The 13,806-nt window shown below is 63.5% G+C and carries 10 protein-coding genes; 4 read left to right on the forward strand and 6 right to left on the reverse strand.

Annotated elements, in window-relative coordinates:
* Window positions 1-8: 8 nt before the first annotated feature.
* Window positions 9-668 carry a DsbA family oxidoreductase gene (locus GJW30_RS15905; RefSeq protein ID WP_096357035.1) on the forward strand — a complete coding sequence of 220 codons (660 nt, stop codon included), beginning with the start codon at window positions 9-11 and terminating at the stop codon, window positions 666-668.
* A gap of 101 nt (window positions 669-769) precedes the next feature.
* On the opposite strand, the gene mfd is transcribed toward GJW30_RS15905, so the two are convergent.
* Entirely contained in the window at window positions 770-4,288 is a 3,519-nt protein-coding gene (mfd, locus tag GJW30_RS15910; protein WP_096357038.1) for a transcription-repair coupling factor, read from the reverse strand.
* Between the two features lie 6 nt (window positions 4,289-4,294).
* Window positions 4,295-4,576 (reverse strand): FAD assembly factor SdhE, encoded by a 282-nt coding sequence (locus GJW30_RS15915; protein WP_096357040.1) that lies wholly within the window; start codon window positions 4,574-4,576, stop codon window positions 4,295-4,297.
* A gap of 129 nt (window positions 4,577-4,705) precedes the next feature.
* On the opposite strand from GJW30_RS15915, the gene recG reads away from it, so the two are divergent.
* On the forward strand, window positions 4,706-6,796 hold the full coding sequence (gene recG, locus GJW30_RS15920) for an ATP-dependent DNA helicase RecG (protein ID WP_096358864.1): 2,091 nt from the start codon (window positions 4,706-4,708) through the stop codon (window positions 6,794-6,796).
* Here the strand turns inward: recG and GJW30_RS15925 are convergent, their stop codons facing one another.
* From GJW30_RS15925 to glmU, 3 genes are all read right to left on the reverse strand, one after another.
* Complete coding sequence (locus tag GJW30_RS15925) at window positions 6,797-7,525, reverse strand: DUF502 domain-containing protein (RefSeq protein WP_096357042.1); 729 nt, start codon at window positions 7,523-7,525, stop codon at window positions 6,797-6,799.
* Between the two features lie 60 nt (window positions 7,526-7,585).
* Complete coding sequence (gene glmS, locus GJW30_RS15930) at window positions 7,586-9,412, reverse strand: glutamine--fructose-6-phosphate transaminase (isomerizing) (RefSeq protein ID WP_096357044.1); 1,827 nt, start codon at window positions 9,410-9,412, stop codon at window positions 7,586-7,588.
* Window positions 9,413-9,530: 118 nt separating this feature from the next.
* A complete protein-coding gene (gene glmU / locus GJW30_RS15935; RefSeq protein WP_245408533.1) occupies window positions 9,531-10,817 on the reverse strand; it encodes a bifunctional UDP-N-acetylglucosamine diphosphorylase/glucosamine-1-phosphate N-acetyltransferase GlmU in 1,287 nt (428 codons plus the stop codon).
* Window positions 10,818-11,102: 285 nt separating this feature from the next.
* On the opposite strand from glmU, the gene GJW30_RS15940 reads away from it, so the two are divergent.
* Window positions 11,103-11,483 (forward strand): hypothetical protein, encoded by a 381-nt coding sequence (locus GJW30_RS15940; protein WP_096357048.1) that lies wholly within the window; start codon window positions 11,103-11,105, stop codon window positions 11,481-11,483.
* On the opposite strand, the gene GJW30_RS15945 is transcribed toward GJW30_RS15940, so the two are convergent.
* Window positions 11,443-13,032 (reverse strand): glycoside hydrolase family 17 protein, encoded by a 1,590-nt coding sequence (locus GJW30_RS15945; RefSeq protein ID WP_096357051.1) that lies wholly within the window; start codon window positions 13,030-13,032, stop codon window positions 11,443-11,445. The genes GJW30_RS15940 and GJW30_RS15945 overlap by 41 nt on opposite strands.
* 234 nt (window positions 13,033-13,266) lie before the next feature.
* Between GJW30_RS15945 and GJW30_RS23020 the strand changes: the two genes are divergently transcribed.
* A complete protein-coding gene (locus GJW30_RS23020; protein WP_096357053.1) occupies window positions 13,267-13,758 on the forward strand; it encodes a beta-1-3, beta-1-6-glucan biosynthesis protein in 492 nt (163 codons plus the stop codon).
* Window positions 13,759-13,806: the final 48 nt, after the last annotated feature.

Genomic DNA, 13,806 nt, shown 5'->3' on the forward strand with positions numbered 1-13,806 from the left:
GGAACGCGATGGAACCGCTCATGATCGACGTCGTTTCGGACGTCGTTTGCCCCTGGTGCCTCATCGGCAAGAGCCGCATCGAGAAGGCAATCGCGCTGCGTCCCGACATCAAGACGCAACTGCGCTGGAACCCCTATTTCCTCAACGACTGGATTCCGCGTGATGGCATCTCGCGCGAAGAATACCTCACCAAGAAATTCGGCTCGGTCGAGCGTTACAAGGAGATTGCGACGCGCATCTCGGCCGCCGCCACCGAGGAAGGCCTCGACTACCAGCTCGAGAAAATCTCGCGCCAGCCGAACACGATCGACTGTCATCGCTTGATCCTGTGGGCCGAGAATGCCGGCGGCGCCGGCAAAATGAAGCAGCGCCTAATGGAGCTTTATTTCTCGGAAGGCGCCGACCTGACGGATCGCGAGGTTCTGGTGCAGGCCGCCGTCGATTGCGGCATGGACGGCGATCTGACGCGCCGCCTCCTCGACAGCAACGCCGACGTTGACCGTGTCACGGCCGCCGCCGAGCAAGCGAAAGAGGCAGGCATTCAGGGCGTGCCGTTCTTCGTCTTCGGCGGCATCATGGCGGTGTCGGGCGCGCAGTCGCCCGAATATCTCGCAGACGCGATCGGCAAAGCCGCCGAGGAACAGGCCAAGCGCGAGAGCGCCGCTTAGTTACAAGCGCGCGAGCGCCGCGTAGGCGTCACACACAAACGTCTCCACCTCATGGCCCGGCTTGTCCGGGCCATGACGGCGTTTCAATTCAGAGCCCGAGACTAAGCCGCCTTCGCGCGCTCCGCGATCGCCACCAACGTGCGCAGGATAAGCAGCGTGCCGGCGAGCCGTTTCTCCGGCTGATCCCAGTTCTCAAAGAACACGACCTTCATGTCCGGCCGCACCTTCGCGGCCGGGCCTTCCTCGCGGATATACGCGACGAGGCCATCCGGGTTCGCGAACGCGTTGTCGCGGAACTGCAGCACCGCGCCCTTCGGCCCCGCCTCGACTTTCTCGACATTGGCGCGGCGGCAGAGCGCCTTGATCACAACGATCTTGAGCAGATGCCGTACCTCCTCCGGCGATGGCCCGAAGCGGTCGATCAACTCGGCACCGAATGCATCGATCTCGCGCTCGTCTTCCAATTCCGAAAGCCGGCGATACAGTGTCAGCCGCACGTTGAGATCGGCGACATACTCTTCCGGCAGCAACACCGGCGTGCCGATGGTGATCTGCGGCGACCACTTGTCGCTGATCGGCTCGGAGATGCCGGCCTTTAGGCTCATCACGGCCTCTTCAAGCATCTGCTGATAGAGTTCGTAGCCGACTTCCTTGATGTGACCAGACTGTTCTTCACCGAGCAGATTGCCGGCGCCGCGAATGTCGAGATCGTGCGACGCAAGCTGGAAGCCCGCACCGAGCGTATCGAGCGACTGCAGAACCTTGAGCCGGCGCTCAGCCTGCGGCGTGATCTTCTTCTCGGCCGGCAACGTGAACAGCGAGAACGCGCGCAGTTTCGAGCGTCCGACGCGGCCGCGCAACTGATAAAGCTGCGCGAGCCCGAGCCGGTCCGCACGATGCACGATCAGCGTGTTCGCGTTCGGAATATCGAGACCGGACTCGACGATCGTGGTCGACAGCAGCACTTCGTACTTGCCGTCGTAGAAGGCCGTCATGATGTCTTCGAGCACGCCCGGCGCCATCTGCCCGTGCGCGACCGCGACACGCACCTCCGGCACGTTTTTGTCGAGGAAATCCTTCACGCTCGCGAGGTCTTCGATGCGTGGGCAAACGTAGAACGACTGCCCGCCGCGATAACGCTCGCGCAGCAGCGCCTCACGCACGGACAGCGGGTCGAACGGGCTGATGAACGTGCGAACCGTCAGGCGATCGACCGGCGGCGATGCGATGATCGAGAGTTCGCGCACACCCGTGAGCGCGAGCTGCAGCGTGCGCGGGATTGGCGTCGCCGTCAGCGTCAGCACATGCACTTCGGCGCGGAGCTGCTTCAGCTTCTCCTTATGGGCGACGCCAAAGTGCTGCTCCTCGTCGACGATGATGAGGCCGAGATCGTTGAACTTAATCGTCTTGCCGAGCAGCGCATGCGTGCCGACGATGATGTCGACCTTGCCCTCGGTCAGCTCCTGCTTGGTCACTTTCAGCTCTGCGCTGTTGACGAGACGCGAGGCCTGCGCGACGCGTAGCGGGAAGCCGCGGAACCGTTCCGAGAATGTCTTGAAGTGCTGCCGTGCGAGCAGCGTCGTCGGCACCACGACCGCGACCTGCTTGCCGCTCATCGCGGTCGCGAATGCGGCGCGTAACGCGACTTCGGTCTTACCAAAACCGACGTCGCCACAGATCAGGCGATCCATCGGGCGTCCGGCCGCAAGATCGCCGAGAACCGCATCGATCGCGCCGGCCTGATCTTCCGTCTCTTCGTACGGGAAGCTTGCGCAGAACTCGTCGTAGAGCCCCGCCGGCACCGTCAGCTTCGGCGCTTCGCGCAATTGCCGCTCGGCCGCAACGCGGATGAGCGCGCCCGCCATTTCGCGGATGCGCTGTTTCATGCGCGCTTTGCGCGCCTGCCATCCGCCGCCGCCCAGACGATCAAGCTGAACTGTCGTCTCTTCAGAACCGTAACGGCTCAGAAGCTCGATATTCTCGACCGGCAAGAACAGTTTGGCTGCGTCCGCGTAGTGAATTTCCAGGCAGTCATGCGGCGCGCCGGTGACTTCGATCGCACGTAAGCCAACGAAACGGCCAATGCCGTGGTCAACGTGGACGACGAGATCGCCATGCGTCAGCGCGCCGACTTCCTGCAGAAAATCCTGCGCCCGTTTCGATGTGCGCTTGGTGCGAACCAGGCGATCACCGAGAATGTCCTGCTCACTGATGATCGCGAAATCATCGGACTCGAACCCGCTCTCGAGGCCGACGACGCCGAGCGATACGACATGCTTCGGCTGCTTCAGCGCTTCGGGCCAGGACGGCACCATCGCGAGGTTGTTCAGGCCGTGCTCGCCGAGTACGTGGCTCATGCGGTCGCGTGAGCCTTCGCTCCATAACGCGACGGCGACACGTTTGCCGCCGCCTTGCAGCTTGTTGACGTGCTTGGCCAGCGCCTCGAACACGTTGGCGCCCTGCTCCGCACGCTCTGCCGCAAAGTTATGCCCCTGCCGCGTCTCGACATCGACGACGTTGGCGCTCTCCGGCGTCGCGAAAGCGCTGAGCGATACCGTCGCGCTATCGTCGAGCGTCTTCTTCCACTGCGTGTCCGTCAGATACAGCGCGTCCGGCTTCAGCGGCTTATAGGGCGGCCCGCTCTGCGCATCCGCGATGATCTCTTTGCGGGCCTCATAGTAGTCCGTGATCGTCGCGAAACGCTCGCGCGCCGCATCTTCGACCATCGCACCAAGCACGATCGGCGAGTCCGGCACGTAATCGAACAGCGTATCCATCGACGTGTGAAACAGCGGCAGCCAGTGCTCCATGCCGGGGTAGCGCCGGCCTTCGCTGATCGCTTCGTAAAGCGTGTCGTCGCGCGTCGGCGCACCGAACTGCTCGGTGTAGCGCTGGCGGAAACGGCGGATTGTCTCGGTTGTCAGTTGGAACTCGGCGACCGGCACGAGATCGAGCGTGCGAAGTTGCCCGACCGTCCGCTGGCTTTCCGGATCGAAGCTACGGATCGTCTCCAGCGTGTCGCCGAAGAAGTCGAGCCGGATCGGCAGATCGAGGCCCGGCGGGAACAGATCGATGATGCCGCCGCGCACCGCATAGTCGGCCGGCTCGCGCACCGTAGAGGCGCGCGTATAGCCGTTGAGTTCGAGCCATTTCACGATGGCCTGCATGTCCAGCATATTGCCGGGCGCGGCCGAAAAGGATTGCGTCGCCACCGCCTGGCGCGGCGGCACGCGCTGCAGGATCGCGTTGACGGTGGTCAGCAGCACCGACGGCCGCTCACGCCCCGTCACGTTGGCGAGCCGCGACAGCGTCATCATGCGCTGCGCCGAAATGCTCGCATGCGGCGAGACTCGGTCGTAAGGCTGACAGTCCCAGGCCGGGAACTCGATCACGTCGATATCCGGCGCGAAGAACCCAAGCGCACGCGTCAGCGCCGCCATGCGGGGGCCATCGCGACAGACCGTAACGAGCGTGATCGCGGGCGCTTTCGGACGCGCCGCGGCAGCACGCGCGAGATCCGCGAGGACGAGCCCTTCAGCCCCCTCGGTCACGCGCGAGAGAGTGAGGTGGCGTCCCGGCGCCAATAGCTCGGCGGGTGACTTGGAAACTGACTTCGGCATTCCGGATCAACCCGCCTGGTGGAACGCCTGCCAGCGGCGGAACAGCGGTGTATCGAATTCGGCATCAACCGGCTGCTCGCCGGTGATCCAGGCGTAGAGCTCCGGGTCCGGAACGTCGATCAGACGCTCGAGTTCCGCCATCTCGTCGTCGCTGAACCGCGCGATCTCGGCATCGACGAAGCGGCCCATCACGATGTCCATCTCGCGTGTCCCGCGATGCCATGCGCGAAACCGCGCCCGCCGCCGCCGCTCGTCTAAAATTTCACCCGCCACAATCGATCCTCGCAAACGCCGAACGCCCGGACGTGCCGGGCGAGCACGATATAGCGGCCCCAGACGGCATTGTCAGCGGCAGAAATTGCGCATTTGCTGCGGTGCTGCCATGTCTTGGTACGACTTATCACGCACAACGACCAAATGCGGCCCTTCGTCCTCGACCCGCTATTCGCATCGCTGACCAAGATCTCCGGTATCGGGCCGAAGATCGAGAAGCTGTTCGCGCGCTTGCTGGACCGCGAGCCGCCGCGCGTCGTCGACCTTCTGCTGCATCTGCCGTCTGGCCTCATCGACCGGAGCCGCAAGGTTGCGCTGCGCGATATCGTGCCGGGCGAAGTCGCGACGATCTCGGTCTGGGTCGACGATCACCGTCCACCGCCGCGCAATCGTCCGCGTGCGCCGTACCGCATCCAGGCGCATGACGCGACCGGCGACATCATCTTCACCTACTTCAACATGCCGGGTGACTTCCTCAACCGGCAATTCCCGGTCGGCGAACTCCGCCACGTCTCCGGCACCGTGCAACTCTACGACGGCATGCGGCAGATGACGCATCCGGATCATGTCGTCGCCGACGCCGAGAAGATGCCGCTGATCGAGACGATCTACCCGCTCACCGAAGGCATCAGTAGCCGCGTCATCGCGAAAGCGGTCGATGGCGCGCTGGAGCGCCTCAAACCGCTCCCGGAATGGCAGGACGCGGCCCTCCTCGCCCAGCGCGGTTGGCGCGATTTCGCGGCCTCGCTTCGCACGCTGCACAAGCCCGACGCTCAGTCTGACGTCGCGCCGGAGGGCCCCGCCTGGTCGCGCCTCGCCTATGACGAACTCCTCGCCAGCCAACTCGCGCTGTCCATCGTGCGCCAGCATGTGCGCAAGCCTGCCGGCCGCAGTCAGGCCGGCGACGGGCGCCTGCGCGCGAAGGTGATCGCGGCTTTGCCGTATCGCCTCACCGGCGCACAAGCCCAAGCGATGGAGGAGATCGCGCACGACCTTGGCGAGCCGCAGCGCATGTTGCGTCTCCTGCAAGGCGATGTCGGCTCCGGCAAGACCGTCGTCGCGCTGCTGTCCGCCGCCGCCGTAATCGAGACCGGGCGCCAGGCCGCCCTGATGGCACCGACAGAAATTCTAGCGCGCCAGCATCTCGCGACCATCGCGCCCCTCGCAGAGAAAGCCGGGATCCGCACGCGGCTTCTCACCGGCCGTGAGAAGGGCAAGGAGCGCGACGCACTGCTCGCTGCACTCGCCGACGGCGACATCGACGTCCTGATCGGCACCCACGCGGTGTTCCAGGATGACGTCAGCTTTCACAATCTCGGCCTCGCCATCGTCGACGAGCAGCATCGCTTCGGCGTCCATCAGCGTCTCGCGCTCGCTCGCAAAGGCGATGCCGTCGACATGCTGGTGCTGACCGCAACGCCGATCCCCCGCACGCTCGTGCTCACCTATTTCGGCGACATGGACGTCTCGCAACTGCGCGACAAACCGCCCGGCCGCCAACCGATCAAGACGGTCCTCATCGATCTCGACCGACTTGACGAGGTCGCCAACGCGGCTGGACGCGCCATTGCGGACGGCCAGCGGGTCTATTGGGTTTGCCCGCTGGTGAGCGAGTCCGAAGACTCCGATCTCGCCGCTGCCGAAGATCGCTTCGTCCACCTCAAGCAGACTTTCGGCGACAAAGTCGGCCTCGTTCACGGGCAGATGAAAGGCCGCGATAAGGACGCCGCGATGGCAAAATTCGCGGCCGGCGAAACTCAAATTCTCGTCGCCACCACCGTCATCGAAGTCGGCGTCGATGTTCCGGCCGCCACCGTGATGGTGATCGAACACGCGGAGCGTTTCGGGCTCGCACAGTTGCACCAATTGCGCGGCCGCGTCGGTCGCGGCAGCGGCGCATCGACGTGCCTGCTGCTCTACAAAGGCCCGCTCGGCGAAACCGCGAAAGCGCGACTCGAAACCATGCGGCGCACCGAAGACGGCTTCGAGATCGCCGAGATGGATTTGAAACTGCGGGGCGAAGGCGATGTGCTCGGCACACGCCAATCCGGCATGCCGGGCTTCCACGTCGCGCGCCTGGAAGTGCACGGAGAACTTCTCCAAGCCGCACGCGACGACGCGATGCTGGCGCTCTCGCGCGACCCTGCGCTGAAGTCGGAACGCGGCGAAGCGCTGCGCGCGCTCCTCTACCTTTTCGGCCGCGACGATGCGATCCGTCTGATCCGCGCGGGTTGACTACTTCGCCGGAGCCGTAACGCGCGCCGTACGCGCGACCTTCGCCTGCTCGGCCATGGTCGCAACGGCTTTCGCCGGATCGGTCGTCGGCTGGATCATGCCGGCCGTCATGATGAGCTTGGCGGCATCTTCGACCGGCACGTCGAGCTCGATCACTTCCTTGCGCTTCACGTAGATGAAGAAGCCTGTGGTCGGGTTCGGTGTACACGGCAGGAACACCGAGATGTATTCGTCCTCACCCGGCAGCACGACGTTCAGCTCCGGCGACGGCGGCGTCGAGATGAACACGATCGACCACATCCCGGGCGCCGGAAATTCGATCAGCCCGACTTTACGGAAGCTCGAACCGGACTGGGAGAACAGTGTCTCGAACACCTGCTTCAAGCCGCGATAAAGTGGCCGCACGATCGGCATGCGTTCGAGCACCGCGTCGCCGAGATCGACGAATTTACGGCCGATGAAGTTCGCGGTCAGGAAGCCGAGCAGCGTCAGTGCGATGAACGCGAAGATGAGGCCGAGCCCCGGGATCTGCACCGGCAGATAAGTCTCCGGGCGCATCCACACCGGGAAGATCGGCCGCAACAGATCGTCGACCCAGGTGACGAAAGACCAGATCAGCCAGAATGTGATGGCCACGGGCCCGGCCACGATCAGTCCGGTCAGAAAGTAATTGCGGATCCGGCCGCGCGCAGTCGGCGGCGTCTCGGCCGGTGGTGGGGTAATCGTCATTCGTCCTCTAAATCCCAGCGCCTTATATCGGAGCCCATAGCCCCAGCGCCACTCCCACTATCATTCAACCGTGACAGATTTTGCGAGGTTGCGCGGCTGGTCGACGTCCGTGCCCATGATGACGGCCGTGTGATAGGCGAGCAGCTGGATCGGCACGGCGTAAACAAGCGGCGTAACCGTCGCGGCAAGCTCCGGCAAAGTCAGCGTAACCCAAGGCTCACCGGCCGCTTCGCGCGCACCTTTCGGGTCCGTCATCAGGATAATCTTCCCGCCCCGTGCGGCGACTTCCTGCATGTTCGAGACGGTCTTCTCGAAGATGCGATCGTACGGTGCGATCACGATCACGGGCATCTTCTCGTCGATCAGCGCGATCGGCCCGTGCTTGAGCTCACCGGCCGCATAGCCTTCGGCGTGGATGTAGGAGATCTCCTTCAGCTTCAGCGCGCCTTCGAGCGCCATCGGATAGCTGGTGCCGCGACCGAGATAGAGCACGTCGGTCGACTTCGAGAGATCGCGCGCGAGTTTCTCGATCGCCGGCTCTAGCTTCAGCGCCTCGGTCATGTGACGCGGAATTTCGATCAGCGCATGCACGAGCTTCTGCTCGTCCTCCGCCGACAGGTTGCCGCGCGCCTTGCCGGCCGCGATCGCGAGACACGCGAGCGTCGCGAGCTGACACGTGAAGGCCTTCGTCGACGCGACACCGACCTCGGTGCCGGCCAGCGTCGGCATCACGACGTCGCTCTCACGCGCGATCGTCGACGTCGCGACGTTCACGATGGAAAGAATGTGCTGGCCCTGCTCCTTCGCGTAGCGCAGCGACGCGAGCGTATCGGCCGTCTCCCCGGACTGCGAGACGAATATCGCAAGATCGCCCTTGTCGAGCGGAGCTTCGCGATAGCGAAACTCTGACGCGACATCAATCTCGACGGGAATGCGCGCGAAACGCTCGAACCAGTATTTGCCGATCAGGCCGGCGTAATAAGCCGTGCCGCAAGCGGAGATGGAGATACGGTTGATCTTGGTGAAGTCGAACGGCAACCTGCCAGGCAGCAGCACTTTCTCGTTTGCCATGTCGAGATAGTGGGCGAGCGTGTGGCCGACGACTTCCGGCTGCTCGTAAATTTCCTTCGCCATGAAGTGGCGATGATTGCCCTTGTCGATCAGCATCGCTGACGCCATCGTCTTGATGACCGGACGTTGCACTTGATGACCGGTCACATCGCGAACGTCGGCGGAGGTGCGCGTGATCGCAACCATGTCACCTTCGTCGAGATACGAAATCGTGTCGGTGAACGGCGCGAGCGCAATCGCATCGGAGCCAAGGAACATCTCGCCGTCGCCGTAGCCGACCGCGAGCGGTGAACCCTTGCGCGCGCCGACCAGCAAATTCTCTTCGCCCTTGAACAAGAATGCCAGCGCGAACGCACCGCGCAGCCGCGGGAGTGCACCCTGCACCGCATCGATCGGGCTCTTGCCCTGGCTGATCGCGTGGTCGACGAGATGCGCAACAACTTCGGTGTCGGTCTCGGTCTTGAACTTCGCTCCTGAAGCAATCAGCTCCTCGCGCAGCTCGCGGAAATTCTCGATGATGCCGTTGTGCACGACGGCTACGTGTTCGCCCGCATGCGGATGTGCATTCGTTTCGGTCGGCTTGCCGTGCGTCGCCCAGCGCGTGTGGCCAATGCCTGCCGTACCGGAGAGCGGCTCCTTCTCGAGCCGCGACTGCAGATTGCGCAGCTTGCCTTCGGCGCGCCGCCGCGTCAGTTGACCATTCTCCAGCGTCGCCACGCCGGCCGAGTCGTAGCCGCGATACTCGAGCCGCTTCAGCGCCTCGACCATTGGATGAGCGACCGGCTCACGTCCCAGAATTCCAACGATGCCGCACATTCAAGATTTCCCGATTCGGACGGCCGATCTATAGAGGCGGCCGATATAAGAACGGAATCACAATGCGTTTCGGCTGGTAACAACCGAACGCATTAACCACTGACGCTCGCGTACAGTGCTATTTTTTGAGGGCGAGACGCGCGTCCCGCAAGCGTTTAGCCCAACCTTCCTTAACGGACTGGCGTCCGCGGCCGACTGCGAGGGCGTCTGCCGGCACGTCGAGCGTAATCACTGAACCAGAGCCGATATACGCCCCGTCGCCGATCTTCACCGGCGCGACGAGCGAAGAATTGCTGCCGATAAAGGCACCAGCCCCGATATCCGTCTTGGCCTTACCGAAGCCGTCGTAGTTGCAGGTGATCGTGCCGGCGCCGACATTGGCATTCTCGCCGACACGCGCATCGCCGATGTAGGACAGATGGTTCGCCTTCGCGCCGTCCTCGATGTTGGCAGCTTTCGTCTCTACGAAGTTGCCGATGCGCACCTTCGCGCCGAGTTTTGTGCCCGGCCGTAGCCGCGCGTAAGGACCGATCGATGCTTGTTTGCCGACATGCGCGCCGTCGAGATGCGAGAAGGAGTGGATGACCGCGCCGTCCTCGACGACGACACCTGCCGCGAAGACGACGTACGGCTCGACCACAACGTCGCTGCCGAATTTCGTATCCTCCGACAGAAACACCGTTTCGGGCGCGATCAGCGTTACGCCCTGCTCCATCGCGCGCTGCCGCAGCTTCGCCTGCAGCACAGCTTCGGCTTCCGCAAGCTGCGCCTTCGTATTGATGCCGCGCACTTCGTCCTCCGAGGTTTCGAGGGCCACGCAATCGAGCCCCATACCGGCCGCGATCTCGACCGCATCGGTCAGGTAGAACTCGCCGTTAGCGTTGTTGTTGGAGATCTTCTTCAGAATCGCCGCCGCATGTTTTCCGGCAAGCGCCATGATGCCCGCGTTGCACAGTGTGATGTTACGCTCGGACTCGCTTGCATCTTTGTGCTCGCGGATCGCGACAAGCTTGCCGTCCCGCGTGATGAAGCGGCCGTAGCCGGTCGGATCGGCGGCGCGGAAGCCGAGCGCAGCAACCGCGACATTCCCCTTCACGGCATCGCCCATGCGCGCCAGCGTCTCGGCGCTAACGAACGGCGTGTCGCCGAACGCAACAACGATGGCGTCGTAGTTGCCGGTGAGGTCCGCCTGCATGACGGCATGCGCGGTCCCTTTGCGGTCGCGCTGCACGAAGGTCTTCGCGTCCGGCGCGAACCGCTTCGCCTCTTCGCCGACATTCTCGTGGTTCGGCCCGATGACGACCGATACGGCATCGAACTTCGCGGCTTTGACAGCGCTCAGCGCGTGGCCGACCAGGCTGCGGCCACCGACCCGGTGCAACACCTTCGGAAACGCGGACCGCATCCGCGTCCCCTCGCCCGCCGCCAAAATGATCGCCAGTCGCGCCAAAGTACCTGCTCCACTCTCGGGGTCGTCGTCGAAGCCGCCGAAGGCGGCTGTCGGGGACCCATATCCCCTGTGCAAAATCATTAAATCAGGGAGTATGGATTCCGGCCCTCGCAGCGCGCTGCGCTGCTCGACCGGAATGACCAAGATAACCGATTCAAGGCAGCCGCATACCAAACCGGCGCGCACTTGCCAAAATCGGCCCTATGGGCCACCTAGCGACGACCGACACAAGGGTCTCTCATGCCGCGACCGTCTTTTCTGCCCAACGCCCGGCAAACCAACGTGCTGCTGATCGCCGGCTTCCTGTCGATCGGCTACGCGATGTACCTGCGCTATCTCGTTATCGAGCCCTCGACAGTCGGACTTGGCTGCGACGGCGGCTTGAAGACCTGGCTTTGCTCGACCCGTAGCGGCGTGATGGTTCTGTTCAATAACTCGGTCTTTGGCATCGCGGCCGTCGCCTTCGCGGCGCTTAACCTTCTCCGCCCGTCGCTGCTTTTCTTCACCCTCGCGCTGGTCGCCGCGAGTTTCGGCGTCGTGCTCTACAACGTTGGCCTTGCGGGCCTCGGCCTTGGGTTGCTTATGCTCTCTTTCGCACGCCCGCAGAGAGCAGCAAGCTAACCGACATCGCCAGCAGCAGCGCGACGAAGACCAGCGACTGCCAATTCGCAAAACCCTCGTTGAACGCGATGTAAATCGCGCTGGCGATCAGTGTGAACCCGATAAAGCGCTCCGCGAACCCGCCTTCACGTGGCTGCCGCGCCATCAAGATCACCATCAGCACCGCAACCACCGCGCCGATCAGCGCCGGGTTCGGAAAATCCTTATAGCGCGGATCGAACACGAGCCCGGCCGTGACCTGCACGACCAACACCGTCAGCGCGATCGCCAGGGCCCCGATGATCAGCCGAATTTTCCCTGCGTCACGCGCATCGCCGATCACCCGTTCGAACGCCGGAACCGAGTAGCCACGCATGACTCCGATCGCGCCGAGCACCGGCAGCGTCAGCGCGACGAACAACATCGCGAGCGTCCGCACCCAGCCGCCCAGCCCGAGGCTTTCGACCGGTGCATTCTCGATCGCAAGGCCTATGCTCGCGCCCGCAAACGTCGCGATCAGAGCGGTTCCGCCCCAGCGTGCATTCGTGTCAATCTGCCGGCCCCAAAACGCCGCCAGCACGATCAGTGCCGCAAAGGCGACGCCGCCCGCGGCCTGCAGCTTCCAGCGCGGATGATCGGAAACCGGCTCGCCCCAGACGAATTTCGCTTCGCGCGTGTCGGCGTCGTAGAGACCCCAATGCCCGCCGACGGTGCCTTCGAGCGCCCGCTTCCACGGCTGATCGAACGCTTCGATGACGTTGACCTTGTAGTTCCCGCGCTTAGCCACCGCCAAAGTCTCGTGCAGCACCTTGGCTTCGTGCGACAGCGACGGCAGCGCGCCTTCACGCATCCGTCCGGCGCTCGGCCAGCCCGTCTCACCGATCAGGATTTCGCGGCCAGGGAAGATCTGCCCGACCTCATTGCGGATCTGGTCGACATGCGCCGCCGCTTTGTCGGCGCCGACCGGGAAATCCTCCCAGTACGGCAGAATGTGGATCGTGATGAAGTCGACGGCGGCCGCGAGATCGCGGTTGCGGGCCCAGAATTCCCAAACGTCCGCGTAAGTCACCGGCATCGAAACGGCGGCTTTCACCCGGCGGATCGTCGCCGCAAGGTCGATCGCGCTCATTTCGCCGCGCAAAAGCACTTCGTTGCCGACCACGATGCCGCGAATAGTCTGCGGATGCTGCTTGGCGAGCGCGACGACCTCGTCGAACTGCGTCTGATTCTTCTTCGGACTAGACGACAGCCACAGCCCCTGCAGCACCTTCAGTCCATGCTTCGCGGCAATCTCGGGAACTTGGTAGAGCCCGTGCTCGGTCGAATAGGTGCGGACGCACTCCGCCACCTTGGCCAGCCGCGCCAGATCGTCGTCGATTTGCTTCGCATCGATAAAAGTCGCCGACGACAGCGGATTTTGCTGACCACGGAACGGCGCATAGGAGACGCAGTGAAGCTTCTCGCCCGCCGCGATCGGCGATTGCGGCATCGGCACCGGAGCACCCATCCATCGCCAAAACCCGAAGATGATGGCGGCGGCAATCGCCAGCGCCAGCAGTGGTCGATGCATGAAAAACCCTTAGAAAGCAGATGCGCCGCCTTAGCCCGGCAATCTCCTGGGAGCAAGCCGCGTCGCATGGGCGTTAAGCGCGACCGTTAAGCGCATGTCGAACTCTCGCGTCCGACTTGCTGGACAAGTTTCCGCGGTTCCGCCTACAAATTGGCTCCATGTCATGGCTGTGCCTTATTGCTCCGGCGATATGGCGTAACCAATTCCAGAATCGAAGAGTTCTCCGACATTCAGATGGGTAATCACGTGCCGCGTAGACTGGCTTTCGCTTGTGCTTTGATCGTTGCTCTCGGCTCCCCTGCTTTCGCGCAGAACCAGCCGCCGCAAAACCAGCAGCAACAGCAGCAGCAGGCCGATAAAGACGCCGCCAAGAAGGTAGACGAATTCGCCGAGGCCGCCGCCGCCCTTCAGGGCCCCGCAGGCCATCCCGAATGCGTCTGGCTCGGCCGCCGCATCGTCAATCTGATGTGGCGCGACGATCTCGACACCGCTTTTCGTCATCTCGAACTCTACGATCGTTTTACGTGCCCGGGCGGGCATATTCAGGCGACTTTCCGTTGCCTGGTGCGCCAAGGCCCGATCGATCCGAAGCAGACGGATAGCCTCGCCTCCCGCGTCCACCAATGCTGGATGAATCCGGCCCTGGAACCGGCGACCGCACAGGCCCCTCCGGCACAAGGCCAGCAACCCCAACCGGGGCCCCCGACGACGGGAACCAACCAGTAAAAAAATTGTTGCCTTTCGATGGCATAGGAGGGCTGAGACGCCTTCAAT

The sequence above is a fragment of the Variibacter gotjawalensis genome (genome assembly GCF_002355335.1).
Classification (GTDB): Bacteria; Pseudomonadota; Alphaproteobacteria; order Rhizobiales; family Xanthobacteraceae; genus Variibacter; species Variibacter gotjawalensis.